Source organism: Cellulomonas sp. (genome assembly GCF_015234515.1).
In the GTDB taxonomy this organism is placed as follows: domain Bacteria; phylum Actinomycetota; class Actinomycetes; order Actinomycetales; family Cellulomonadaceae; genus Cellulomonas.
Genome location: NZ_JADGMY010000023.1, coordinates 1 through 20,378, shown reverse-complemented (window position 1 = coordinate 20,378; position 20,378 = coordinate 1). Strand labels below are relative to the sequence as shown.

The window sequence follows — 20,378 nt, the reverse complement described above, 5'->3', positions numbered from 1 at the left end:
GACCACCGAAGAAGGGCCCGTCATGAGCACCACCGACCGTCACCCCACCAGCGAGCAGTGGCCCATCGCGGCCGCGATGCTCCCGTTCCCCGCGTCCCAGGACGCGCCGGTGGACACCTGGGTCGACCACCTCGCGGAGGTGGCGTTCGAGGGGTTCACCGAGGTCGACCTCACGGACTCCTGGATCCGACCGGGTGACCTGACGCCGGCGCGCATCGAGGAGCTCCGGGACGCCCTGGTCACCGTCGGGCTGGACCCCGTCGCGCTGTCGGCGATCCGCCGCTCGGTGATCGACCCCGAGACCGGCGACGACAACCTCGCCTACTCGCACCGCACGATCGACGCGGCGGCCGCGCTCGGCACGAAGATCGTCAGCGTCGGGCTGCACCGCCCGCTGCTGCCCGCGCAGCGCGAGGCGTTCTGGTTCTGGACCGAGGAGGGCCCGGTCGACGCGACCGACGCCGACACCTGGGCGCTCGCGGTGACGCGGTTGCGCGAGCTGGGGCGGCACGCGGCCGAGGTCGGCGTCGAGCTGTCCCTCGAGATGTACGAGGACACCCTGCTCGGCACCGCCGAGTCCTCGGTCCGGCTGGTCCACGACATCGGCGAGGACAACGTCGGCCTCAACCCCGACCTGGGCAACCTCGTGCGCCTGCACCGGCCGATCGAGGACTTCCAGGCCGCCGTCGAGGCGTGCCTGCCGGTGTCGAACTACTGGCACGTCAAGAACTACTTCCGCGACGAGGACCGCGCCGCGGGCACCTACGTCGCCATGCCCGCCCCGATGGAGATGGGCTCGGTCAGCTACCGCAAGGCCATCCGCACGGCCGTCGAGGTCGGGTTCACCGGACCGTTCTGCGTCGAGCACTACGGCGGCGACGGGCTGTCGGTCTCCGCGCGCAACGCGCGGTACATCCGCCGGATGCTCGCGGTGGCCACCGGCGAGGCGCGGGAGGCCGTCCTGCGCGCCGCGGCGGTGTCGCGATGAGCGCCCGCGTCGCCGTCCTGGGGCTCGGCGCCATGGGCCTGCCCATGGCGACCGCGCTCGCGCGGATCTTCGACGTCGTCGCGTTCGACATCGCCGCCGAGCGCGTCGCGCTCGCGGTCGAGGCCGGTGCCACGGGGGTCGGCACGGTGGTCGAGGCGTGCCTCGGGACGGACGTCGTGGTCGTGGGAGTGCGCGACGGGGCCCAGCTCGACGCGCTGGTGCTCGGCGACGGCGGCGTCGCCGACTCGCTGCCCACGGGTGCGGTGGTCGTCGTGACCTCGACCGTCGGCGAGGCGGCCGTGCGTGCCGTCGCCGAGGCCCTGGCGGCGCGTGGCATCCGCTGCGTCGACGCGCCCGTCTCCGGCGGCCCCGTGCGCGCCGGCACCGGTGACCTGCTCATCATGGTCGGCGCGGACGACGAGGCGCTCGCCGCCGCCCGCCCGGTGCTCGACGCCCTGTCGTCGTCCCTCACGGTCGTCGGCGGCATCGGCGCAGGTCAGCAGCTCAAGACCGTCAACCAGCTGCTGTGCGGCATCCACACCGCGGCGGCGTCCGAGGCGCTCGCGCTCGCCCACCGCCTGGGCCTGGACCTCGACGCGTGCATCGAGGTGCTGTCGCAGGGCGCGGCCGCGTCGTTCATGTTCGCCGACCGCGGCCCACGCATCGCCGCGCAGCTGCGCGGCGAGACCCCGCCGCTGCGCTCGCGCCTCGACGTCATCGGCAAGGACATGGGCATCGTGGGTGACCTGGCCCGGCAGCTGAAGGTCGCGACGCCCGTGGCCGCCGCCGCGGAGCAGCTGTACCGGACCGTGGCCGCCGCGGGCCTCGACGCGTCCGACGACTCGGTGGTCGCGACGATGCTCGCGAAGGAGCCGGCGTGGTGAGGCCCCTGGCCGACGACCCGGCCCGGTTCGTCGAGGACGCGGTCGAGGGGTTCGTCGACCTGTACGCGGACCAGGTGCGGCGCGTGCCGGGCGGCGTCGTCCGGGCCGTGCCGGCGCCGCGGTCGCAGGTCGCGGTCGTCGTGGGCGGCGGCTCGGGGCACTACCCCGCCTTCTACGGGGTGGTCGGCCCGGGGTACGCGCACGGCGCGGTGGTGGGCAACGTGTTCACGTCGCCGTCGACCGCCGACGTGGTGTCCGTGGGTGCCGCGGCCGCCGGTGACGCGGGCGTCGTGCTGCTGACCGGCAACTACGCGGGCGACGTCATGAACTTCACGCTCGGTCGTGACGCGCTGCGCGAGCGGGGCATCGCGTGCGAGTACCTCGTCGTCACCGACGACGTCGCGTCCGCGCCCGTCGAGGAGGTGCACCGCCGCCGCGGCATCGCGGGGGACCACGTCGTGTTCAAGGTCGCCGGCGCCGCGGCTGCGGAGGGGGCGTCGTTCGACGAGGTCGTCGCCGCCGCCAGGCACGCCAACGACCGCACCCGCACGCTGGGCGTCGCGTTCGACGGCTGCACGCTGCCGGGTGCCGAGGAGCCGCTGTTCACCGTGCCCGACGGGACGGTCGGGCTGGGCGTCGGCATCCACGGCGAGCCGGGCATCGGCGAGGTGCCGGCGTGCACCGCGACCGAGCTCGCGGGGCTGCTGGTCGAGCGGCTCCTGAGCGAGAAGCCCGCCGACGCGGGTCCGCGCGTGGGCGTCGTGCTCAACGGGCTGGGTCGCACCAAGTACGAGGAGCTGTTCGTCCTCTGGCGTGCCGTGCGCCCGCTGCTCGACGCCGCGGGGCTGCAGGCCGTGCAGCCGGACGTCGGTGAGCTCGTCACGAGCCTCGACATGTCGGGGTGCTCGCTGACGCTCGTGTGGCTCGACGACGACCTCGAGCGGTGGTGGTGCGCCCCGGCGCACACGCCGGCGTACCGGCGCGGTCAGGTGGGCGCGGTCGCTGCGCCTGTCACGGAGGCGCCTGGCACCAAGGCGGCCGACGCGGCGCAGCCGTCGGGCTCCACGTCGGCGGGCTCGTCGGACGGCGACGCCACCGGCAGCGCCGCGCGCGTCGTCGACGCGACCGACGCCTCCGAGGCGCCCGTCGTCGTGGCCGCCCTCGCCCAGGTCCACGCGGTCCTGACGGACCTGGAGACCGAGCTGGGACGGCTCGACGCCGTCGCGGGCGACGGCGACCACGGCCGCGGCATGCTGCGGGGGTCCACGGCCGCCGCTGCGGCCGCTGCCGCGGCAGCCGACGCCGGTCACGGCGCGGTCGCGTGCCTGCGGGACGCGGGCCGCGCCTGGGCCGACCAGGCCGGTGGCACGTCCGGCGTGCTGTGGGGTGCGGGCATCGGAGCGGTCGCGCACGCCCTGGCCGCGCGTCCTGTCGGGGACCCCTCGACGCGGGCCGCCACGGCGGTTCGAGCGGGCGTCGCCGCCGTCGTCGCGCTGGGCGGGGCCCAGCCGGGCGACAAGACCATGGTCGACGCGGCCGAGCCGTTCGCGGCAGCGCTCGAGCAGGCGGCGGCTGCCGGGCAGGCGCCCGCGGCGGCGTGGGACACCGCGCTGGAGGCGGCGCGCACGGCGGCGCAGGCGACCGCGGACCTGCGTCCGCGGCTGGGGCGCGCACGTCCGCTCGCCGAGCGCAGCGTCGGCACGCCCGACCCCGGTGCCGTGTCGTTCGCGGCGATCGCCGCGGCGGTCCGGTCTACCGTCGTACCCGAGGGAGAGGAGAGGTCATGAGCGTCGCGAGGATCGTGGTCGGTGCCGACGAGGCCGGCCTGACGTACAAGGACGCCCTGGCCGACCTGCTGCGGGCCGACCCGCGCGTGGAGGTCGTCGAGGACGTCGGCGTGCACGCCGGTGACGACACCGCGTACCCGCACGTCGCCGTCGCGGCCGCACGCAAGGTCGCCGAGGGCGGCGCGGACCGCGCGCTGCTCGTGTGCGGGACGGGGCTGGGCATGGCGATCGCCGCCAACAAGGTGCCCGGCGTGCGTGCCGTGACCGCGCACGACACGTTCTCGGTGCAGCGCTCGGTGCTGTCGAACGACGCGCAGGTGCTGTGCCTGGGTCAGCGCGTCATCGGCCTGGAGGTCGCCAAGACGCTGGTCCGGGAGTGGCTCGACCACGAGTTCGACACCACCTCGGCGTCGGCCGCCAAGGTCGACGCGATCCGCGGGTACGAGGTCGACGGGAGCTGCTGAGCCGCCTGCGGTGACGTCGGCCACCGTCCGCCCGGCGTGCGCTGCGCGCGTGCGAGCATGGTGGCGGGCCCGACGTCAGCGCGGGCTCCCGGACGAGGGGCGCCGTACCCGGAGAGCGACAAGACGGCAGCCACCGGAGGTCATCCGTGTCCGCAACGTCGCTCGCCTGGGTCGTGCTCGTCGTGTCCGGGATGTTCGAGGCCGTCTGGGCCACCGCGCTGGGCCGGTCCGAGGGCTTCACCCGGCTCGGGCCCACCGTCGTCTTCGGTCTCGCGCTGCTCGTCTCCATGGGCGGCCTGGCCTACGCGATGCGTGAGCTGCCCACCGGCACGTCGTACGCCGTGTGGGTGGGCATCGGCGCGTCGATGACCGTCGCCTTCGCGATGGCGACCGGCGCCGAGACCGCGAGCCTGGTCAAGATCCTGCTGATCCTCGGGATCGTCGCCTGCGTGGTGGGGCTCAAGCTCGTCCACTGAGCACGTCCCCCGCATGCGCATCGCCCCGGTGCCCCGCTCGCCGTGCCGGTGGTCCGGCCTCGCGCGACGATGGCCGGGACGGTCGCTCGGGAGCGACGGACGACCGGTCGTGAGCGACGGGCGGGTGGTGCCGTGGACGCAGGAGCGGTCGCGCACGACGACGTCCGGCGGTGCGGCGCCCGATGAGCGGGCGGCTGCCGGACGCGGCCGTGCGTGTCCCCGTCGCGCTCATGCGGTGGGACGCGCTGGCGTTCCTGCACTGGCCGTACCCGCCCGAGGCCGTCGCCGCGCACCTGCCCCCGGGCCTGGTGCCGCAGGTGCTCGACGGCGCCGCCTGGGTGGCGGTCACGCCGTTCGTCATGCGGGACCCGCGGGTGCCGGGGCTGCCCGCGCCACCGGCGTGGTCCCGCTTCGTCGAGGTCAACGTGCGTACCTACGTGGAGCACCCGGCGAGCGGCACCGACGGCCTGTGGTTCCTGCGGCTGCTGTGCACGCGGCCCGCCGTCGTCGCGGGCCTGCGGGCGGCCGGCGTGCCGTACCGCCTGGCCTCGGGATGCGTCGAGGACGGCGGCGAGGCGACGCGCTACCGCGCGCGGGGCCGCGCCGGCGGGACGCTCGACCTGCGTCTGGTGCCCGGCGCGCGCACGGCCCCGGACCCGTGGCTCACGTCGGTCACCGGCCGCTGGAACGCGTACGGGCGCCGCGCGGGCCGGCTGTGGCGGGTGCCGGTCGCGCACGCCCCCTGGCCGCTGCACACCGCGACCGTCGAGCACCTCGACACCGACCTGCTGGAGGTCTGCGGCCTGCCCCGGCCGGACGGACCGCCGCACGTCACGTGGTCGCCCGGCGTGGACGTCCGGGTGGGCGCGCCTCGCCTGCTCGCGCGCGGCGCCGGTCAGTCCTGGGCGAGCAGCCAGTCGCGCAGCGGCCCGATCTCGTAGACCTGCTGGAACGCGGGCCGGGCGTCGACGCCGGTCGTGGCGGTCGGGGTCGGGGCGCCCTCGATCGTCACGAGGTACGCGTCGTCGTCGCCGGTGAGCAGCTCGGTCGCGGCCTGGGCCAGACGGTCCGACGGCCAGGTCGCGTCCCACGACGCCGTCCCGTAGGTCTCGTCGGCCGCGTCCAGCGCCGACCGGATCTGGTCCTGCGCCGCGTCGTCGCCGTCCGTCGCGACGGACGCGAAGGTCTGCTGGGCGAGCCCGCCGGCGTCCGGGGTGCCGCCCTGGCCGCCGACCAGCAGCTCGGCGGCGAACAGCTCCGGCTCCTGGGCCGCGAGCTGCAGGACCGTCGCGGCGCCCAGTCCCTGCCCGGTGGCGTAGGTGCGCTCCTTGTCGACCTGGAGGTCCTCCTGCACCGCCCGGACGAGCCGCGCCGTGAGGTCGACGTAGTCGGTCGTGCCGCGGCCCTCGAGGTCGGCGACGACGAGGTCCGGGTACTGCGGGACGACGACGATCAGCGGCTGCTGGGCCTGCACCTGCGGGCTCGCCCATATCAGTGCGCCGTACTGCGTGGACGGGGCGGGCACCGCGTCACCCACGCGCGTCGAGTCGGAGACGAAGAGCACCATCGGGTACGACTGCTCGGAGTCGAACCCCTCGGGCAGGAACAGGTTGTAACCGACGGGCAGGTCCGCCTCGGGCTCGTCGAACGAGCGTTCCTCGAACAGGGGCAGCACGTCGCGCTGCAGGGTCTCCAGCGACGGGCTCGCGGCCGCGGGGCTGGTACCGCTCGCGGCCGGGGGACTCGCGCTCGGCGCGCTCGCCGACATCGTCTCCTCCGGCGTGCCCGTGGTGCACGCACCGGCGACCAGCGTCACCGCGCCCAGCAGGCACGCAGCGGTGCCCGCCCTGATCCTCGTCGCCCCCATCTGTCGACGGTACGTCCGGGCCTGAGGACGCGCGCGGCGGTCGCGCGCGTCGTCAGAGGGCCGCGGTCGCGGGCGCGAGCTGCGTGCGGTACAGGTCCGCGTACAGCCCGCCGCGTGCCCGCAGTACGTCGGCCTCAAGCTCGCCCACAGACCCGCATTCCCCAGACCCGTGAGAGGGCAATCCAGTTGTCCGGTGTGGCGATGGAGCAATCCAGCTCACTGCTGGGGAGCGGTGAGCTGGATTGCTCTCTCACGACCCCGTGGGGTGTGACTGGATTGCTCTCTCGCGACCCCGTGGGGTGTGACTGGATTGCTCTCTCGCGGGCGGGCGGGCGGGTGGGTCAGGCGGGGGTGGGGGCGGGCGCGAACTGCGTGCGGTACAGGTCCGCGTACAGCCCGCCGCGCGCGAGCAGCTCGGTGTGCGTGCCGGTGTCGGCGACGCGTCCGTCCTCGACGACCACGATGAGGTCGGCCTGGCGCACGGTCGACAGCCGGTGCGCGATGACCAGCGAGGTCCGCCCGACGAGCGCCTCGTCGAGCGCGGCCTGCACGGCCGCCTCCGACTCGGAGTCCAGGTGGGCCGTGGCCTCGTCGAGCACGACGACGTCGGGGGCCTTGAGCAGCAGCCGCGCGATGGCGAGGCGCTGGCGCTCGCCGCCGGACAGGCGGTAGCCGCGGTCCCCGACGACGGTGTCGATGCCGTCCGGCAGGGACGCGACCAGGTCCCACACGTGCGCGCCGCGCAGGGCGCGCTCGATGTCGTCGTCGGTGGCGTCGGGGCGCGCGAAGCGCAGGTTGCCCGCGATGCTGTCGTGGAAGAGGTGCGCCTCCTGGCTGACGATGCCCACGGTGTCGCGCAGGGACGCGGCGGTGACGTCGCGCAGGTCCTGCCCCGCGATGCGCACGGCGCCGCGCGTCGGGTCGTACATGCGCGTGACGAGCTGGGAGATCGTCGTCTTGCCGGCCCCGGAGGGCCCGACGAGCGCGACCATCGACCCGGCGGGCACGCTGAACGTGACGTCGTGCAGGGTGTCGGCGACGGGGTCGCGGCTCAGCGTCGCCACCGACTCCAGCGACGCCAGCGACACCTCGCCGGCCGACGGGTAGCGGAAGCCGACGTGGTCGAGCTCGAGGGTCGCGCCGTTCTTGGCCACGGCCACGCGCAGGTCGCTGGCGTCGGGCTTCTCGGCGACGGACGGCTCCAGGTCGAGGACCTCGAGCACGCGCTCGAACGACACGAGGGCCGTCATGACGTCGACCTGCACGTTCGACATGGCCGTCAGCGGCCCGTAGAGGCGGCCGAGGTACGCGGCGAGCGCGACGACGACACCGACGGTGAGCTCGCCGCGGATCGCGAGCAGGCCGCCGACACCGTAGACGACGGCCGTGGCGATCGCCGCGACGGTGGTCAGGCCGATGCGGAACCACGTCGAGTACAGGGCGCGCTTGACGCCGATGTCCCGCACGCGGCCGGTCTGCTCGGCGTACGCGGCGGACTCGCGGGCCGGGTCGCCGAAGACCTTGACGAGGTGCGCGCCGGCGACGTTGAACCGCTCGGTCATGGTCTGCGACGCCTCGGCGCCCAGCTCGTAGGACTCGCGCGTGATGCCGGCGATCTTGCGCCCGAACCAGCGGGCGGGCAGGACGAACACGGGGACCAGCACGAGCGAGAGCAGCGTGAGCTGCCACGACATCGACAGCATCGCGGCGAGCACGAAGACGATGGTCAGCGAGTTGCTGACGACGTTGGACAGCGTGGCGGTGAACGCCTGCTGCGCGCCCAGCACGTCGCCGTTGAGGCGCTGGACGAGCGCGCCGGTCTTGGCGCGGCTGAAGAACGCGAGCGGCATGCGCTGCACGTGGTCGAACACGGCGGTGCGCAGGTCGTGGATGAGGCCCTCGCCGATGCGGGCGGACACCCAGCGCTCGGCGACGCCGAGCCCGGCGGAGATGATCGCCAGGGCGGCGACGATGACGGCGATGGTGACGACCGTGCGGGTGTCACCGCGCGAGATGCCGTCGTCGATGAGCCGCTGGAACAGCCAGGGCGTGAGCGCGCCGGCGGCGGCGCCGAGCGCGATGAGGACGAGGAACACCGCGAGCTGGGCGCGGTACGGGTGGGCGAAGGCGAGGATGCGGCGCAGGGTGCCGGGGGCCAGTCGCTGACGGGCGACGTCGCGGTCCTGGGCGAAGCCGCGCATCCCGCGACCTGCGGGGAGGGGTCCGGGGTGGGTCAAGGGGACCTCCAGAGGGTCGGAGGGCGCGGGTCGAGCCGCGCAACATGCTGAGGTTACCTCACGATGAGCAATATTCACCTCCGGGTTATTCCCCGGTAGCCTCGGACGCGTGGAGCAGCGGACGGACGACGTGACCGACGCCTCGCGCGACGCTGCGCCGTCCGGCCCCGGGTCCGATCCTCCTCCCTCCACGGTGGGCCACGGCGACCGCCCGCGCGAGCCCCGTGAGCCGGCCCGACGTCCCCAGCCCTCCGAGGAGCTGCTCGAGCTCCTGCACGACGTCCTGCGCGCCGTGCGCCGCGACGCCGCCGATCGGCTCGGCCAGGACATCACGCCGGGTCAGCTGCGGCTCCTGCGGACGCTCGACCGGCTCGGGCGGCCGCAGCGGCTGGGAGAGCTCGCCGCCGTCCTCGACGTCGCGCCACGCTCGGTGACGTCCAAGGTCGACCACGCCGAGGCCGACGGCTGGATCCGGCGGGTCCCCGACCCGCGCGACCGGCGCGCGACTCTGGTCGAGCTCACCGACGAAGGCCACGACCTGCTGGATCGGGTCTCGGCGCAGCGCCACGAGGGCGTGCGCGCGCGGCTCGAGGTGCTGGACGGTGACGAGCAGCGGACGCTGCTGGACCTGCTGCGGAGGGTGGCGCTCGGGTCCGACGACGGGTGAGGTGATGCCGTCGTGTGGCACGGTCGTGACATGGGTGACGTCCAGCGGCCGCAGCTCGTGGCCACCTCGGTGAGCATCGGTACGCCGCGTCCGCACGATGCCGCCCGGTTCTGGGCGCGTCTGCTCGGCTACCGGGTGACCGCCGACGACCGGCCCGATCCGGCGGACCCGTCGGACCGTGGGTGGGCGCAGGTCGCACCCGAGGCGGGGCGGCCCGGCTTCGTCCTGAACCTCGAGCACGAGCGCGCGTACCGGCCACCCGTGTGGCCAGCGCGTCCCGGTGAGCAGGTCGCCACGCAGCACATCGACGTCCACGTCCCCGACGGCGACCTCGACGCGGCCGTCGCGTGGGCACTGGACTGCGGCGCCCGGCTGGCGGACGACCAGCCTCAGACCGACGTCCGCGTCCTCTTCTCCCCGGACGGCCACCCGTTCTGCCTGTTCCTCTGACGGCCACCGATCTCCAGGTGCCGAACTCGTCCTTCGGCGGCGACTGACCGGCCAGAAGCCGCCCAAGGACGAGTTCGGCGGGGTTCGGGTGGTCGGGAGGCCGCCGAACGTCGAGGTCGGGCGGCGAGGTCGGGGGGTCGGGGTCAGGTCGGGGGCGGGGCTGTCATGGCGATCGTGCCGACCACCGTGGCCGTCCCGACCAGGACGTTCGCGGCGTCCCACACCCGGTCCATCACCCGGTCCGGGTCGTAGCCCAGCGCCGTCAGGGAGCCGACGACGAGCGCGGCGCCCGTCCCGTACGCCGCGTAGGCGGTCAAGGGCGCGACCAGCAGGCGTTCGCGCCACGAGCCCGTCGTGCCCAGGAGCGGGACCGCGAAGTTGCCGCCGCTGCTCCAGAGGTCGTTGAGGACGGGCGCCCGACGCCACCAGCGCGGGGGCCGGGGCTCCCACGGCCACAGCAGCGGGACGCCGCCGCCCGTCAGCATGTCGCCCGCGACGTGCACGGCCGCGCCCAGGCCGACCGCGACGGGCAGCCAGTCCCACTCCGTGGGTGCGGCCACCGTGATGAACCCCGCCAGCGCCAGTGCGAGCGCCCACGCGTCGAACCGGCGCCGCGCGAGACGCAGGGCACGCGCCGCGAACGCCACCAGCAGCAGCGACATGGTCCCGGCCCCGACCGCCAGGTCCCCGAGCGCGTCCGTGGCGACGGTCACCTGCCCGGCCGCCCACGCGATCCCGGTGAGCACGGCGATCCCCAGCACCGAGTGCGTGCCGTTGCGGTGCCCGCCCGCGAGGCGCCCGACCAGGTCGCACACCCACTCGGAGACCGGCGGCAGGGAGTGCGCGATCGTCGCGTCGTGGTGGTCGGCGTCCGGTGCCAGCGCGGCGCCCGCGCACACGAGCGCGCCCGTGACGATCCCGAGCGACGAGACGGGGTACCAGCCGAGCGTGTACGGCGCGTTCGAGGCCACCGCCACCCACGCCGCCGCCCCGCACAGGGCGTGGTGCGCGCCCTTCACCGGGCGGCCCGGACGGTCGCGCACGCCTGACGGAGGGTCGCGTGCGCCCGGCGGGTGAGGGGGTGGCGCTCGGCCAGGGGCAAGGCGGGAACTCCTGTGCAGGTCAGCGGTGCGGGGCGCGTCCACCTCAGCCGTTCGGGTGACGCGCGTCAAACGCCCGGTGTGTCCGGTCCGGGCGTGTCGAGCGGCCCGTGACACGCTTCGTCGACGGGTGCCCTCCGGCAGCCGACCGGGGTCCCCTCCGGCACCGCCGGCAGACGAGGAGCGCCCCATGGCCTGGAGCACCAGCGAGCTCGCCCACCTGGCGGGGACCACCGTGAACACGATCCGGCACTACCACCGGCTCGGCCTGCTCGACGAGCCCGACCGTCGGTACAACGGGTACAAGAAGTACGGCGTGCCGCACCTGGTGCGCCTGCTGCGGATCCGGCGTCTCGCCGAGCTGGGCGTGCCGCTCTCCGAGGTCGACGGGGTGGCCGACAGCCCGGGCACGGCGGACAGGCTGCGGGAGGTGGACGCCGACCTCGCCGCGAAGATCGAGCAGCTGCAGCAGGCGCGGGCCGAGATCGCCGCGATCCTGAGCAACGCCGCGCCACCCGACGTGCCTGCGGGGTTCGCGTCCGTCGCGGAGCACCTCACGGAGGTCGACCGGTCGATCATCCACATCTACTCCAAGCTCTACGACGCCGACGCGATGGCCGACCTGCGCGACATGGTCGCCGAGGACGCCGAGGTCGGCGACGACGGCAAGGAGCTCGAGGCGCTGCCCCCCGACGCGGACGAGGCGACGCGCCAGCGCCTCGCCGAGCAGATCGCGCGGGGCATCGCGCGCAACCTCGTCGACTACCCGTGGCTCAGCGATCCTGCGGGGCACCTGGCGACGAGCGGGCGCGTCGTGCAGGAGACGTTCATCGAGGCCGTGACGGAGCTGTACAACCCGGCGCAGCGTGACGTGCTGACACGCGCCGCCCTGCTCGGGTTCCAGATCGCGCAGGAGGTCCTGGCGGCCCGCGAGGACGCCGACGGGACGGGGTCGCCACCGACCCCTTGACCCTGTTCCGAGAACACGGTGTCTCCTCGGGTCGTGATCGAGAACCGCTCGATCCACGACTCGCAAGGAGACGACATCATGACCCCGTTGCAGGAGCTCATCGTCAGGTTCCAGGAGCTCGTGGCCCAGGTGCCCGAGATCTTCCAGCCCTTCATCGTCATGCTCGCCGGCGCCATCCCGTTCGTCGAGGGGGAGCTCGGCGCGATGGTAGGGCTCGTCGGCGGACTGAACCCCGTCGTCGCGGGCGTCGCCGCCGCCACCGGCAACTTCCTGTCCGTCGCACTCGTGGTGGCGTTCACCGCACGGGCCCGCACGGCCGTCGTCCACCGGGCGCGTGTGAAGGCGACCGTCGGCGGCCCCGCCACCCCGGACGTCCACGCGGTCGACGGGTTCGCCGACCCGGAGCCCGCCCAGCCGCTGTCGAAGGGGCGCCAACGCGTCGTCACGTGGCTCAACCGCTTCGGCGTCCCCGGGGCGAGCATCCTCGGCCCGCTCGCGATCCCGACGCAGTTCACCGCGGCGATCCTCGTCGCCAGCGGAAGCCCTCGTCGTTGGGTCCTGCTCTGGCAGGCCGTGGCCGTCGCGCTGTGGACGACCGTCACCACGGTGTCGGTCTGGCTCGCGCTCACCCACGTCGTGGGGGTCTGACGACATGAGACCCCGGATCGACACCTCGCAGCGATGTCGCCGTCGCGGCCCTCGTGGCCGCGGCGGCACCCGCACACCCGACACCGGCATCGAGGAGGAGACATGGCACACAAGACCGCGACGGTGCAGCCCGGCGACGGGCGCGCGCTGACGCCCTACCGCACCTGGCAGCTGCTCACCCGCTCCCTGTTCCACCTGCACCTGACGGACGTGGGCGGCGCACCGCGCACCTGGTCCGTCGACGTCCGCCACGGCGGTGACGAGGACGGCGAGGTGCGGGCAGCCCTCTACCTCGACGGTCTGCACCACGCCGCGGCGACGCTCCCGGCGTCGTTCCCCGTGCCGGGAGGCACGATCGAGGTAGCGGCCAGCGGGTACGGGCTGCGGCGCATCCACCACGTCGGCCCCGACGGGTCGGCCCGGCAGCTCGTGCCGGACCCCGCCTCGGGCGAGGGGCGGCGTGCCCGCCTCGACCGCACCCACCCGGCGCTGAGCCGCTCGCTGGCGCTCGCGTCGGCGGCGGTGCTGCTCGTCGCGCTCCTGCTGGGCGCCCCGCAGGTCGTCGAGCAGCTCACCCAGATCCCGCCGGTGGCGCAGACCGTCGGCGCGTGGGTCAGCCCCGTCCGGCTGCCGGATGCGGTGAACATCGCGCTCGTGGCCGCCACGATCGCCGCGAGCACCGAGCGCGCGCTGCGGCTGCGCTACAGCCGGGTCCTCGACGGCGGCTTCTTCGGCGGCGGCGAGTAGCGACCCGGCAACGTCGGCGCCCGGGCCCCGTCCGGGGCCCCGAGGCAGCCCGCCGCACTCACGCGCCCTGCGCGGCCCGCCTGACGAGGGCGAGATCGGCACGCGACGGCCGGCGGAACGCCCCGCCCTCGGCGACGTGCTCGTCGCCGTGCTTCTCCAGGTGGCGCGCGAAGAGCGGGCACACGGGCACGACGGTCAGGTGCTCCCGCACGCTGTCCGCCAGCGCCTCGCGCAGCAGCAGACCGGCCAGGCCACGTCCCTCGAACCGGGCGTCGACCTCGGTGTGGAAGAAGACGCGCTCGTGGGCGTCGGGGACGTCGAGGAAGTCGGCTCTGCCGACGCGTTCGCCGGCCACGCTCACGGTGTAGGCGCTGACCGGTTCCGCGCGCTCGAGCGCGACCGTCACAGGGGCGCCGGTGCGGTCCACGAGCTCTCGCGTCATCTGTCTGTCCCTTCGAGGGGGCGGTCCTGGGGTCGGTCCAGGATCAGGGTCGGTCGGTGAGCGGGACCGCGGCGGCACCGGCGGTCAGCCTACGGAGCTCGGCCGCCTCGACGTCGGAGCCGAACGCGGGGGTCCCGGGCTCGAGCCGCGCGCCCGTCGCGAGGTCGCCGATCACCACCGGGTCGAACCCGAGGGCGTCGACCAGCTCCGCCACCGCCGCGACGTCCTGCGGCACGTCACCCGCGATCGCGATCGCCTTGCGGCCGGGACGACCTGCGGGCCGCGCCTCGTCCTCGAGGTCGTGGTAGCCCATGTGGTTCAGTGCCTTGACGACGCGCGCTCCGGGCAGGGACCGCTGCACCAGCTTGCTCGACGAGAGACCGGCCGGCACGACCGTGTCGCGCGGTCCGTCGACCTCCCACCAGTGGTTCATCGCGTCCACGACGAGCCTGCCGCGCAGCGCGTCCACCGGGAGCTCGCGCAGCCTGCCGAGAGGCAGGGCCAGGACCACGAGGTCCGCTGCCTGCGCGACCTCGGTCGGCCAGGCGGCGGTCGCGCCCGGGGTGAGCACCTCGGTGGTCAGCGCGATCCGCGCGGGATCGCCCGAGCCGGCGACGAGCACGCGGTAACCGGCGGCGACGGCCAGGCGCGCCACGACCGTCCCGAGCTTGCCCGCACCGAGGATCCCGACCGTGGTCGCCGCGGTCACCGGGCCGCGCCCACGGCGACGGGCTGCTCGGCGAGCAGCTCACGGACGCGTGGGATCACCTGCGTGCCGTACAGCTCGACCGACCGCAGCCGCGCGGACGCCGAGACCGTGCCGGCGGCGGAGTAGATCATGTCGAACCGGCCGACGTCGAGGACCCGGATCGCGTGCGCGATCTTCGCCGCGACCGTCTCGACCGAGCCGACGTACAGCGAGCCGTGCGCCACCTCGGCGTCGAACTCGCGCTGCTGCAGCGGCGGCCAGCCGCGCAGCGCGCCGATCCGGTCGCGCGTCTCCCGGTACCCCGGGTAGAACAGCTCGCGCGCCTCCTCGTCGGTGGCGGCGACGAAGCCGGGGGAGTGCACGCCGACCGGCTCGGGCGTCGTGCCGAGCTGCTGGTGAGCGCGCCGGTACAGGTCCACGTACGGGGCGAACCGGTCGGGTGCGCCGCCGATGACGGCCAGCATGAGCCGGAACCCGTACTGGGCGGTCCGGAGCACGGACTGCGGCGTCCCGCCGACGCCCACCCACGTGCTCAGGCGCCCGGACTCGGTCTTGGGGTAGACGTCGGCGTCGTGCAGCGCGGCGCGCGTGGTGCCCTGCCACGTCACCGGGGTCTCGTCGAGGAGCCGGTGGAACAGGTGGATCTTCTCCTCGAAGAGGACCTCGTAGTCCTTCAGGTCGTACCCGAACAGCGGGAACGACTCGGTGAACGAGCCCCGGCCGAGGATCACCTCGGCCCGGCCGTCCGACAGCGCGTCGACGGTGGCGAAGCGCTGGAACACCCGCACGGGGTCGTCCGAGGACAGCACCGTGACGCCGGACGCGAGCCGGATGCGCTCGGTCGCGGTCGCGATGCCCGCGAGCACGGTCTCGGGGCTGGAGATCGCGTACTCCGGGCGGTGGTGCTCGCCCAGGGCGACCACGTCGATGCCGACCTGGTCGGCGAGGACCGCCTCCGCCACGGTCGCGCGGATCGCCTGCGCGTGCGAGACGACCTCCCCGCGGTCGTCGCGGGGACGGTCGCCGAAGCTGTCGATGCCGAACTCGATCCGGTCTGCGTCCATGGTGCTCGGCTCCTTCGAGAGTCCTCGTCCTGCCGTGGCCACCGTGAGCCGGGCGGGGGACCTGCCCCCGCCCGGTGGTTTCCGCGGCAACTGTTGACGGCTCAACTCCGAAGGGTCGCCATCTCTTCCACCGGCCTCGCGACCGGCGGAGCAACCCGTGCCCCGGCCACCGACGCCTCGCCGGGCGTCCGCGCCTTCGGCGGTCGAGTACCGCGCTGGGCGGGGTGGGGCGGCACGGACCCTGCTCGGTCGGCGGTAACGCACGCGTCCCTGCCGGACACGTGGGTGGTGACACAATCCCTGCCCACGGAGGGAGGCCCGTGAGCCCGTCACCCCCGACGGACGACGCCGCACGTCGCGCCCGGTTCACCGACCTGTTCGACCGCACGCACGGCGCGCTGCTCGCGTACGCGGTGCGCCGCGTCGCCGACCCGTCGGACGCCGCTGACGTCGTCGCGGAGACGTTCGTCGTCGCGTGGCGCCGGCTCGACGACGTGCCGCACGACGACGCCGCACGTCCGTGGCTGTTCGGTGTCGCGCGTCGCGTGCTGGCGAACCACTACCGCGGCGAGCGTCGACGGCTCGCGCTCGCGGACCGGTTGCGTGAGCAGGTGGTCGAGGTCGTCCCGCCGCACGAGCCCGCCGACCCGACGCTGCTGCGCGCGATGGACGCCCTGCCGCCCGACGACCGCGAGCTGCTGCGCCTGGTCGCCTGGGAGGAGCTCGCGCGCGACGAGATCGCGCTCGTGCTGGGCGTCCCGCGTGCCACCGTCCGCGTGCGGCTGCACCGGGCCCGCCGTCGCCTGCTGGCGCTCCTCGCGGCTCAGGAGGAACCCGGTCAGCGCATCGTCCTGCAACGCGACGTCCACCCCGGACACGTCAGGAGTGGATGGGCGAACGCCCGTCCCGGAACCGAGGAGGCGAGATGAACGAGGACCTGATGCGACGTCTGCGGGCGGCGGACCCGGCTCGGGGCGTCTCGGCGCTCCCGGCGTCCGACGACGCGATGCGGGAGGCGATCATGACGGACGTCACGACGGAGGAGCGACCCACGGCCGTGCGACGCAGGACGGTGCGGCGTGGGGTCCTGGCCGGCGTGCTGGCGACGGTGCTGGTCGGCGGCGGCGCGGCCTACGCCGGGTTCCGTGAGCTCTGGTACGTCGGCGGTGGTGGGCACGAGGGCGTGACCTGCATGGCGCGGTGGGGTGCGCCGGAGGCGGAGACCTCGGGCGGGCCGTGGATCACCGGCGACGCGCTCGCGGACTGCGACCGCTACCAGGAGCTCAGCGGGCTGCCCGCCATCGACGACCCGGTGGCGTTCCGCATCGAGGGCGACCCGACTCTGCTGTACGTCGCACCCCGTGCCGAGATGCCGCAGGACGCGACGGTCGTCGACACGGACCCCCGGGCGCTCGCGCTGCGCGAGCTCGACTCGAGCATGGCGGACTGGGTCGACGGAGCCCGCGCGACGTGCCTCGACGAGGCGGGCGCGCTCGCCTGGGCGTCGGCGGAGCTGGACCGGCTGGGTCTCGACGACTGGACGGTGCGGACCGACGAGCGTCTGGAGGGCCAGCAGCAGGAGGCCTGCGCGAGCGTCGCCCTGGCCTACGACGAGGCCGCCGCACCCGAGCCGGGCACCGGCGACCCGGCGACCGTCGAGCCGACCCCGGAGTCGACGGCCACGCCGTACGTCGTGGTGCCCCGGACCCTCGCCGTCACGCCGTACTCGGCCGTGGACATCGACAGCCAGGACATGGACCCGTGGGTGTTCGAGCTCCGCGACACGCTGCGCTCGCAGATCGCGGACGCCTGCGTCGACCTGGGCACGGCGGAGCGCATCGCCGCCGAGGCCGTCGGGGAGCAGCACCAGTGGCCCGTCGTCGTCATCGAGGACCCGATGGCCGACTGCACACGCGTCGACCTGACCGGCGGCGGCTCGATCCAGATCTCCCTGCGCGGTCCCCGCGCCTGATCCCACCACCGAGCGCGGTACTCGCCCGCCGAGCGCGGGGGAAACGAGTACCGCGCTCGGCGGTGGACTGCCGCGCTCGCGGGGTGGGGGCGAGCGGGGGGCCCGGGTGAGCCGGCCGGGCTACCGTCGAGTGGGACCCCCACGGAAGGACCACCGGCGATGGCGCTGTTGACCTGTCACTTCTTCTCCGAGGCGCTCGGCGTGAGCACGGCCGTGACCGTGCTGCTGCCCGAGTCGGCCCGGGGCCAGATCGGCATGGGCGGGGTGGAGACGGCCGGGCCGCCGCCCGTGCTCTACCTGCTGCACGGGCTGAGCGACGACGAGACGATCTGGCTGCGGCGCACGTCGATCGAGCGCTACGTCGCCGAGCGGGGCATCGCGGTGGTGATGCCGCGCGTGGGCCGGTCGTTCTATGCGGACGAGGCCCACGGCAGCGCCTACTGGACGTTCCTCTCCGAGGAGCTCCCGCGGGCCGTCCAGCACTTCTTCCGCGTGTCCGACCGGCGGGAGGACACGTTCGTCGCGGGCCTGTCGATGGGTGGGTACGGGGCGTTCAAGTGGGCGCTGCGCCAGCCCTGGCGGTTCGCGGCGGCTGCCAGCCTGTCCGGGGCGCTGGTCGTCGGCGGGGACCGTGCTCGGTACCTGCGGGACGAGCTGATGCCCCACGTGTGGGGTGGCGCGGACCCGGCCGGCACGGACGACGACCTGCTGGCGCTGCTGGACCGGGCGGACCCGGCGGCGGTGCCCGCGCTGTACGCGACGTGCGGCGCGCAGGACGACCTCGTCGACACGCAGCACGCGTTCGTCGAGCGGGCGGCGTCGCGCGGTGTCGCGGTCGACGCGCACGTGCACCCGGGCGGGCACGACTGGGCGTACTGGGACGAGCACGTCCAGCGCGTCCTCGACTGGCTACCGATGCGCGGCTGAGCTGGTCGCGCCGCGCGCTCCGGGGATGGTCGGCCATCTCGACGTCCCGACTCTCCGGCGCATCAGGCGGGGGTCCAGCACCTCCGCGCGGACAGATCTGTGGACCATCACCGCGAGAGGCACAACCTTCGTGGCCTTGGCCACTAGTCGCTAGTGTGCCCCCATGACGACGAGGCGCGCGGTGGCGCTGTACGCCCGGATCTCTCAGGACCGTAGCGGCGACGAGGCTGGGGTGACGCGGCAGCTGCGCGACTGTCGCGCGGAGGCTGAGCGGCGGGGGTGGGTGGTGGCCGAGGAGTACGTGGACGGGTTCACCCGTTCAGCGGCTGCCGCGGGACCGTTCGTCCTCGCCCGCAGAGCGGGCTGCGGGCGCTGCGTCCCTTGCCCTCGAACCCTTTTGGTCGCCTCCCGAGTTACGTTGCTACTTCAAGTGAAGGAGGCGCCTGCGGCGCCGAGTGCGCTGCGGAGGTCCTAGTCCAGGAGCAGCGGAATGACGACACCGCCCACCCAGGCGAGCACGGCAATGATGACGCCTATAACGCGGGCGCCCCTAGCGGAATTCCCAGGTTCGGTCAGTTCGAACGCGGGAAGCGCCTTACGTATCAGGGACGTCAGGCCATAGCCGATTATCACCGATAAGCCTATAACCATGACCAATGCAGCGACGCGCTGGTCGCCGGCCCACCTAGCGGCATCTCCGATATTGAACACTGCGAAATTAATCGAAACAGCCACCGGGACTGCTAACAAGCCGGCTCCCCACCCCTCGCGCAACCGCCAGTACCAAGGGCGACCGCTCGCGAGAATTGGACGCAACTCCGCTTCAACGAGGACCACCCACGAGCTATCAGGCGCAGAAGCCGCTACCCAGCAGCCAAGGTTTCGCTTGAATCGAACCTCGAGTGAATAGTTGCTTGCGTACGTGCCGCCCAACGAGATCGTTAACGCCACGACATCCGCAACGTCAACCTCTTTCATGACTTCGTCTGGGTCGCCGGAGAACGTTCGTTCTAGTTGCTTCTCAGTTGCCTGCATACTGACCAGAACGCTCTCACGTGAGAACTCTAGGGACTCGGCGTCGGACAATTCGAATGCTTCACGCATCCGGTTATCGTCAGCAATATAGCTGTGCTTGCTCGCGAACTCCTTCCGACGCTCATCTCTGGTTTCGGCGTGGCGACGTTCGATGTCGTCAAGCGCGCGATCCTGGAGACTCCTCACGGCCTTTAGGAGTTTCGCTAATTTCGCCGTATCGCCCGCCCAGGTAAAGTACGCGAACTTGGTGCTTGCCTTAGTCTGCAATGCGGGCGCCGCCGTCATGATCGCAACCTACCGGACCAAGGTGCCTGTGCGTTCGTAGTCCGTCGCGAGGCCGAACGTGTCGCTCCTGATTGGTACGCCGTGGGACCTGCACGCTCGCCCGCCCTCCATCTGGCGACACCCGGTGGGGGTTCCTTGGCGTCTTGTCGCCTTGGCCATGACGGTGCCGCGGCCGAGTGTGTGCTGCCTCGCTAGGGGTTTGTGACGCCTGCGTAGGCCAACAGTCCAAGGAGGCCCGCCATCGCGAGTGCGCTCATGGCGGTGACGCGCCACCCCATCATCTTGGTCTCCAGTTCCCTCACGTGGCGTGCTAAGTACTCCGCTTGGGCGTTGGCTCCACTCGCGTCATCGGTAAGGCGTTCGCACTGCTCCACGAGCCACTCGACCCGTTCACGCGTAGCTCCCAGTTCCAGCCAGAGCACAGGGCCGTCCGGGTCTGCAGGTGGACCATCGCTGCGGTCACGCGGATCAAGAGGTTCGGGTCGCGTCGCGTCGGGGATCATCTGTGGACCATCGACGCTGGCGCGCCTCAACTTGAACATGGTGGGTTTGCAGCTGGTGGCCTTAGCGATCCGGGTGAGGTGGTATGGCGGTTCCTCCCCTCCCGGCCCGTGGGCGGCTAGCCTTTCGCCATGATCCGGGTCGACGAGCACCAGCGT

The 20,378-nt window shown here is 73.6% G+C and carries 21 protein-coding genes, 1 pseudogene and 1 riboswitch; of the genes and pseudogenes, 14 read left to right on the top strand and 8 right to left on the bottom strand.

The genetic code is table 11. The features are described 5' to 3' along the window. The first annotated feature begins 22 nt into the window (after positions 1 to 22). The 6 genes from IR158_RS09080 (at position 23) to IR158_RS09055 (ending at position 5,540) form a co-directional block, all read left to right on the top strand. On the top strand, positions 23 to 988 hold the full coding sequence (locus IR158_RS09080) for a sugar phosphate isomerase/epimerase (RefSeq protein ID WP_291812245.1): 966 nt from the start codon (positions 23 to 25) through the stop codon (positions 986 to 988). Next, entirely contained in the window at positions 985 to 1,872 is an 888-nt protein-coding gene (locus tag IR158_RS09075; RefSeq protein WP_291812243.1) for an NAD(P)-dependent oxidoreductase, read from the top strand. Before IR158_RS09080 ends, IR158_RS09075 begins: the two co-directional genes overlap by 4 nt. Beyond that, the gene (locus tag IR158_RS09070) at positions 1,866 to 3,659 is read left to right on the top strand and encodes a dihydroxyacetone kinase family protein (RefSeq protein ID WP_366928425.1); all 1,794 of its coding nucleotides are present in this window, start codon (positions 1,866 to 1,868) and stop codon (positions 3,657 to 3,659) included. The genes IR158_RS09075 and IR158_RS09070 overlap by 7 nt, the downstream gene beginning before the upstream one ends. Next, positions 3,656 to 4,123, top strand: a complete 468-nt coding sequence (locus tag IR158_RS09065) for a ribose-5-phosphate isomerase (protein WP_291812241.1) — start codon at positions 3,656 to 3,658, stop codon at positions 4,121 to 4,123. The genes IR158_RS09070 and IR158_RS09065 overlap by 4 nt, the downstream gene beginning before the upstream one ends. A 62-nt stretch (positions 4,124 to 4,185) precedes the next feature. Further along, positions 4,186 to 4,257, top strand: a riboswitch (guanidine-III (ykkC-III) riboswitch). Positions 4,258 to 4,269: 12 nt separating this feature from the next. Beyond that, entirely contained in the window at positions 4,270 to 4,599 is a 330-nt protein-coding gene (locus tag IR158_RS09060) for an SMR family transporter (protein WP_291812239.1), read from the top strand. Between the two features lie 182 nt (positions 4,600 to 4,781). Next, entirely contained in the window at positions 4,782 to 5,540 is a 759-nt protein-coding gene (locus IR158_RS09055) for a DUF2071 domain-containing protein (protein ID WP_291812238.1), read from the top strand. Here IR158_RS09055 and IR158_RS09050 read toward each other — a convergent pair. Further along, complete coding sequence (locus IR158_RS09050) at positions 5,495 to 6,466, bottom strand: hypothetical protein (RefSeq protein WP_291812237.1); 972 nt, start codon at positions 6,464 to 6,466, stop codon at positions 5,495 to 5,497. The two genes, IR158_RS09055 and IR158_RS09050, sit on opposite strands and share 46 nt — an antisense overlap. A 341-nt stretch (positions 6,467 to 6,807) precedes the next feature. Further along, complete coding sequence (locus tag IR158_RS09045) at positions 6,808 to 8,667, bottom strand: ABC transporter ATP-binding protein (RefSeq protein ID WP_291812235.1); 1,860 nt, start codon at positions 8,665 to 8,667, stop codon at positions 6,808 to 6,810. 145 nt (positions 8,668 to 8,812) lie between these two features. Between IR158_RS09045 and IR158_RS09040 the strand changes: the two genes are divergently transcribed. Both IR158_RS09040 and IR158_RS09035 read left to right on the top strand, forming a co-directional pair. Beyond that, positions 8,813 to 9,370, top strand: coding sequence for a MarR family winged helix-turn-helix transcriptional regulator (locus IR158_RS09040; protein ID WP_291812233.1), 558 nt, complete (start codon positions 8,813 to 8,815; stop codon positions 9,368 to 9,370). 30 nt (positions 9,371 to 9,400) lie between these two features. Further along, positions 9,401 to 9,820: a VOC family protein gene (locus tag IR158_RS09035; RefSeq protein ID WP_291812232.1), complete on the top strand. Its 420-nt coding sequence runs from the start codon at positions 9,401 to 9,403 to the stop codon at positions 9,818 to 9,820. Positions 9,821 to 9,963: 143 nt separating this feature from the next. Here the strand turns inward: IR158_RS09035 and IR158_RS09030 are convergent, their stop codons facing one another. Beyond that, the gene (locus IR158_RS09030) at positions 9,964 to 10,863 is read right to left on the bottom strand and encodes a metal-dependent hydrolase (RefSeq protein ID WP_291812231.1); all 900 of its coding nucleotides are present in this window, start codon (positions 10,861 to 10,863) and stop codon (positions 9,964 to 9,966) included. Positions 10,864 to 11,110: 247 nt separating this feature from the next. Between IR158_RS09030 and IR158_RS09025 the strand changes: the two genes are divergently transcribed. The 3 genes from IR158_RS09025 (at position 11,111) to IR158_RS09015 (ending at position 13,285) form a co-directional block, all read left to right on the top strand. Then, positions 11,111 to 11,890 (top strand): MerR family transcriptional regulator, encoded by a 780-nt coding sequence (locus tag IR158_RS09025; protein ID WP_291812228.1) that lies wholly within the window; start codon positions 11,111 to 11,113, stop codon positions 11,888 to 11,890. 78 nt (positions 11,891 to 11,968) lie between these two features. Further along, entirely contained in the window at positions 11,969 to 12,538 is a 570-nt protein-coding gene (locus IR158_RS09020) for a small multidrug efflux protein (protein ID WP_291812227.1), read from the top strand. 102 nt (positions 12,539 to 12,640) lie between these two features. Beyond that, positions 12,641 to 13,285 carry a hypothetical protein gene (locus IR158_RS09015; RefSeq protein ID WP_291812225.1) on the top strand — a complete coding sequence of 215 codons (645 nt, stop codon included), beginning with the start codon at positions 12,641 to 12,643 and terminating at the stop codon, positions 13,283 to 13,285. Positions 13,286 to 13,343: 58 nt separating this feature from the next. Here the strand turns inward: IR158_RS09015 and IR158_RS09010 are convergent, their stop codons facing one another. From IR158_RS09010 to IR158_RS09000, 3 genes are read right to left on the bottom strand one after another with little or no spacing between them, the layout of a single operon-like run. Next, positions 13,344 to 13,727: a GNAT family N-acetyltransferase gene (locus tag IR158_RS09010; RefSeq protein ID WP_291812223.1), complete on the bottom strand. Its 384-nt coding sequence runs from the start codon at positions 13,725 to 13,727 to the stop codon at positions 13,344 to 13,346. A 43-nt stretch (positions 13,728 to 13,770) separates the two neighbouring features. Beyond that, entirely contained in the window at positions 13,771 to 14,436 is a 666-nt protein-coding gene (locus IR158_RS09005) for an NAD(P)-binding domain-containing protein (protein WP_291812221.1), read from the bottom strand. Then, positions 14,433 to 15,500, bottom strand: coding sequence for an LLM class flavin-dependent oxidoreductase (locus IR158_RS09000; protein WP_291812220.1), 1,068 nt, complete (start codon positions 15,498 to 15,500; stop codon positions 14,433 to 14,435). The genes IR158_RS09005 and IR158_RS09000 overlap by 4 nt, the downstream gene beginning before the upstream one ends. Positions 15,501 to 15,820: 320 nt before the next feature. Here IR158_RS09000 and IR158_RS08995 point away from each other — a divergent pair, with 320 nt between their 5' ends. The 3 genes from IR158_RS08995 to IR158_RS08985 all read left to right on the top strand — a co-directional run bounded on the left by IR158_RS08995 (position 15,821) and on the right by IR158_RS08985 (position 18,399). Further along, positions 15,821 to 16,429 carry a sigma-70 family RNA polymerase sigma factor gene (locus tag IR158_RS08995; RefSeq protein ID WP_291812218.1) on the top strand — a complete coding sequence of 203 codons (609 nt, stop codon included), beginning with the start codon at positions 15,821 to 15,823 and terminating at the stop codon, positions 16,427 to 16,429. After that, positions 16,426 to 17,472: a hypothetical protein gene (locus IR158_RS08990; RefSeq protein ID WP_291812216.1), complete on the top strand. Its 1,047-nt coding sequence runs from the start codon at positions 16,426 to 16,428 to the stop codon at positions 17,470 to 17,472. Before IR158_RS08995 ends, IR158_RS08990 begins: the two co-directional genes overlap by 4 nt. A gap of 159 nt (positions 17,473 to 17,631) precedes the next feature. After that, positions 17,632 to 18,399: an alpha/beta hydrolase-fold protein gene (locus IR158_RS08985; protein ID WP_291812215.1), complete on the top strand. Its 768-nt coding sequence runs from the start codon at positions 17,632 to 17,634 to the stop codon at positions 18,397 to 18,399. 471 nt (positions 18,400 to 18,870) lie between these two features. Here the strand turns inward: IR158_RS08985 and IR158_RS08980 are convergent, their stop codons facing one another. Continuing rightward, positions 18,871 to 19,719: a hypothetical protein gene (locus IR158_RS08980; RefSeq protein WP_291812213.1), complete on the bottom strand. Its 849-nt coding sequence runs from the start codon at positions 19,717 to 19,719 to the stop codon at positions 18,871 to 18,873. A gap of 191 nt (positions 19,720 to 19,910) precedes the next feature. Then, positions 19,911 to 20,378: pseudogene (locus tag IR158_RS08975) on the bottom strand (hypothetical protein); the annotation flags it as partial.

Excerpts from the sequence above, each read along its gene's own strand:
- IR158_RS09025 (WP_291812228.1), top strand. The coding sequence starts at position 11,111 with ATGGCCTGGAGCACCAGCGAGCTCGCCCACCTGGCGGGGACCACCGTG.
- IR158_RS09020 (WP_291812227.1), top strand. The coding sequence starts at position 11,969 with ATGACCCCGTTGCAGGAGCTCATCGTCAGGTTCCAGGAGCTCGTGGCC.
- IR158_RS09010 (WP_291812223.1), bottom strand. The coding sequence starts at position 13,727 with ATGACGCGAGAGCTCGTGGACCGCACCGGCGCCCCTGTGACGGTCGCG.
- IR158_RS08985 (WP_291812215.1), top strand. The coding sequence starts at position 17,632 with ATGGCGCTGTTGACCTGTCACTTCTTCTCCGAGGCGCTCGGCGTGAGC.
- IR158_RS09050 (WP_291812237.1), bottom strand. The coding sequence starts at position 6,466 with ATGGGGGCGACGAGGATCAGGGCGGGCACCGCTGCGTGCCTGCTGGGC.
- IR158_RS08980 (WP_291812213.1), bottom strand. The coding sequence starts at position 19,719 with ATGACGGCGGCGCCCGCATTGCAGACTAAGGCAAGCACCAAGTTCGCG.
- IR158_RS09065 (WP_291812241.1), top strand. The coding sequence starts at position 3,656 with ATGAGCGTCGCGAGGATCGTGGTCGGTGCCGACGAGGCCGGCCTGACG.
- IR158_RS09015 (WP_291812225.1), top strand. The coding sequence starts at position 12,641 with ATGGCACACAAGACCGCGACGGTGCAGCCCGGCGACGGGCGCGCGCTG.
- IR158_RS09075 (WP_291812243.1), top strand. The coding sequence starts at position 985 with ATGAGCGCCCGCGTCGCCGTCCTGGGGCTCGGCGCCATGGGCCTGCCC.
- IR158_RS08990 (WP_291812216.1), top strand. The coding sequence starts at position 16,426 with ATGAACGAGGACCTGATGCGACGTCTGCGGGCGGCGGACCCGGCTCGG.
- IR158_RS09035 (WP_291812232.1), top strand. The coding sequence starts at position 9,401 with ATGGGTGACGTCCAGCGGCCGCAGCTCGTGGCCACCTCGGTGAGCATC.
- IR158_RS09000 (WP_291812220.1), bottom strand. The coding sequence starts at position 15,500 with ATGGACGCAGACCGGATCGAGTTCGGCATCGACAGCTTCGGCGACCGT.
- IR158_RS09055 (WP_291812238.1), top strand. The coding sequence starts at position 4,782 with ATGAGCGGGCGGCTGCCGGACGCGGCCGTGCGTGTCCCCGTCGCGCTC.
- IR158_RS09045 (WP_291812235.1), bottom strand. The coding sequence starts at position 8,667 with ATGCGCGGCTTCGCCCAGGACCGCGACGTCGCCCGTCAGCGACTGGCC.
- IR158_RS09080 (WP_291812245.1), top strand. The coding sequence starts at position 23 with ATGAGCACCACCGACCGTCACCCCACCAGCGAGCAGTGGCCCATCGCG.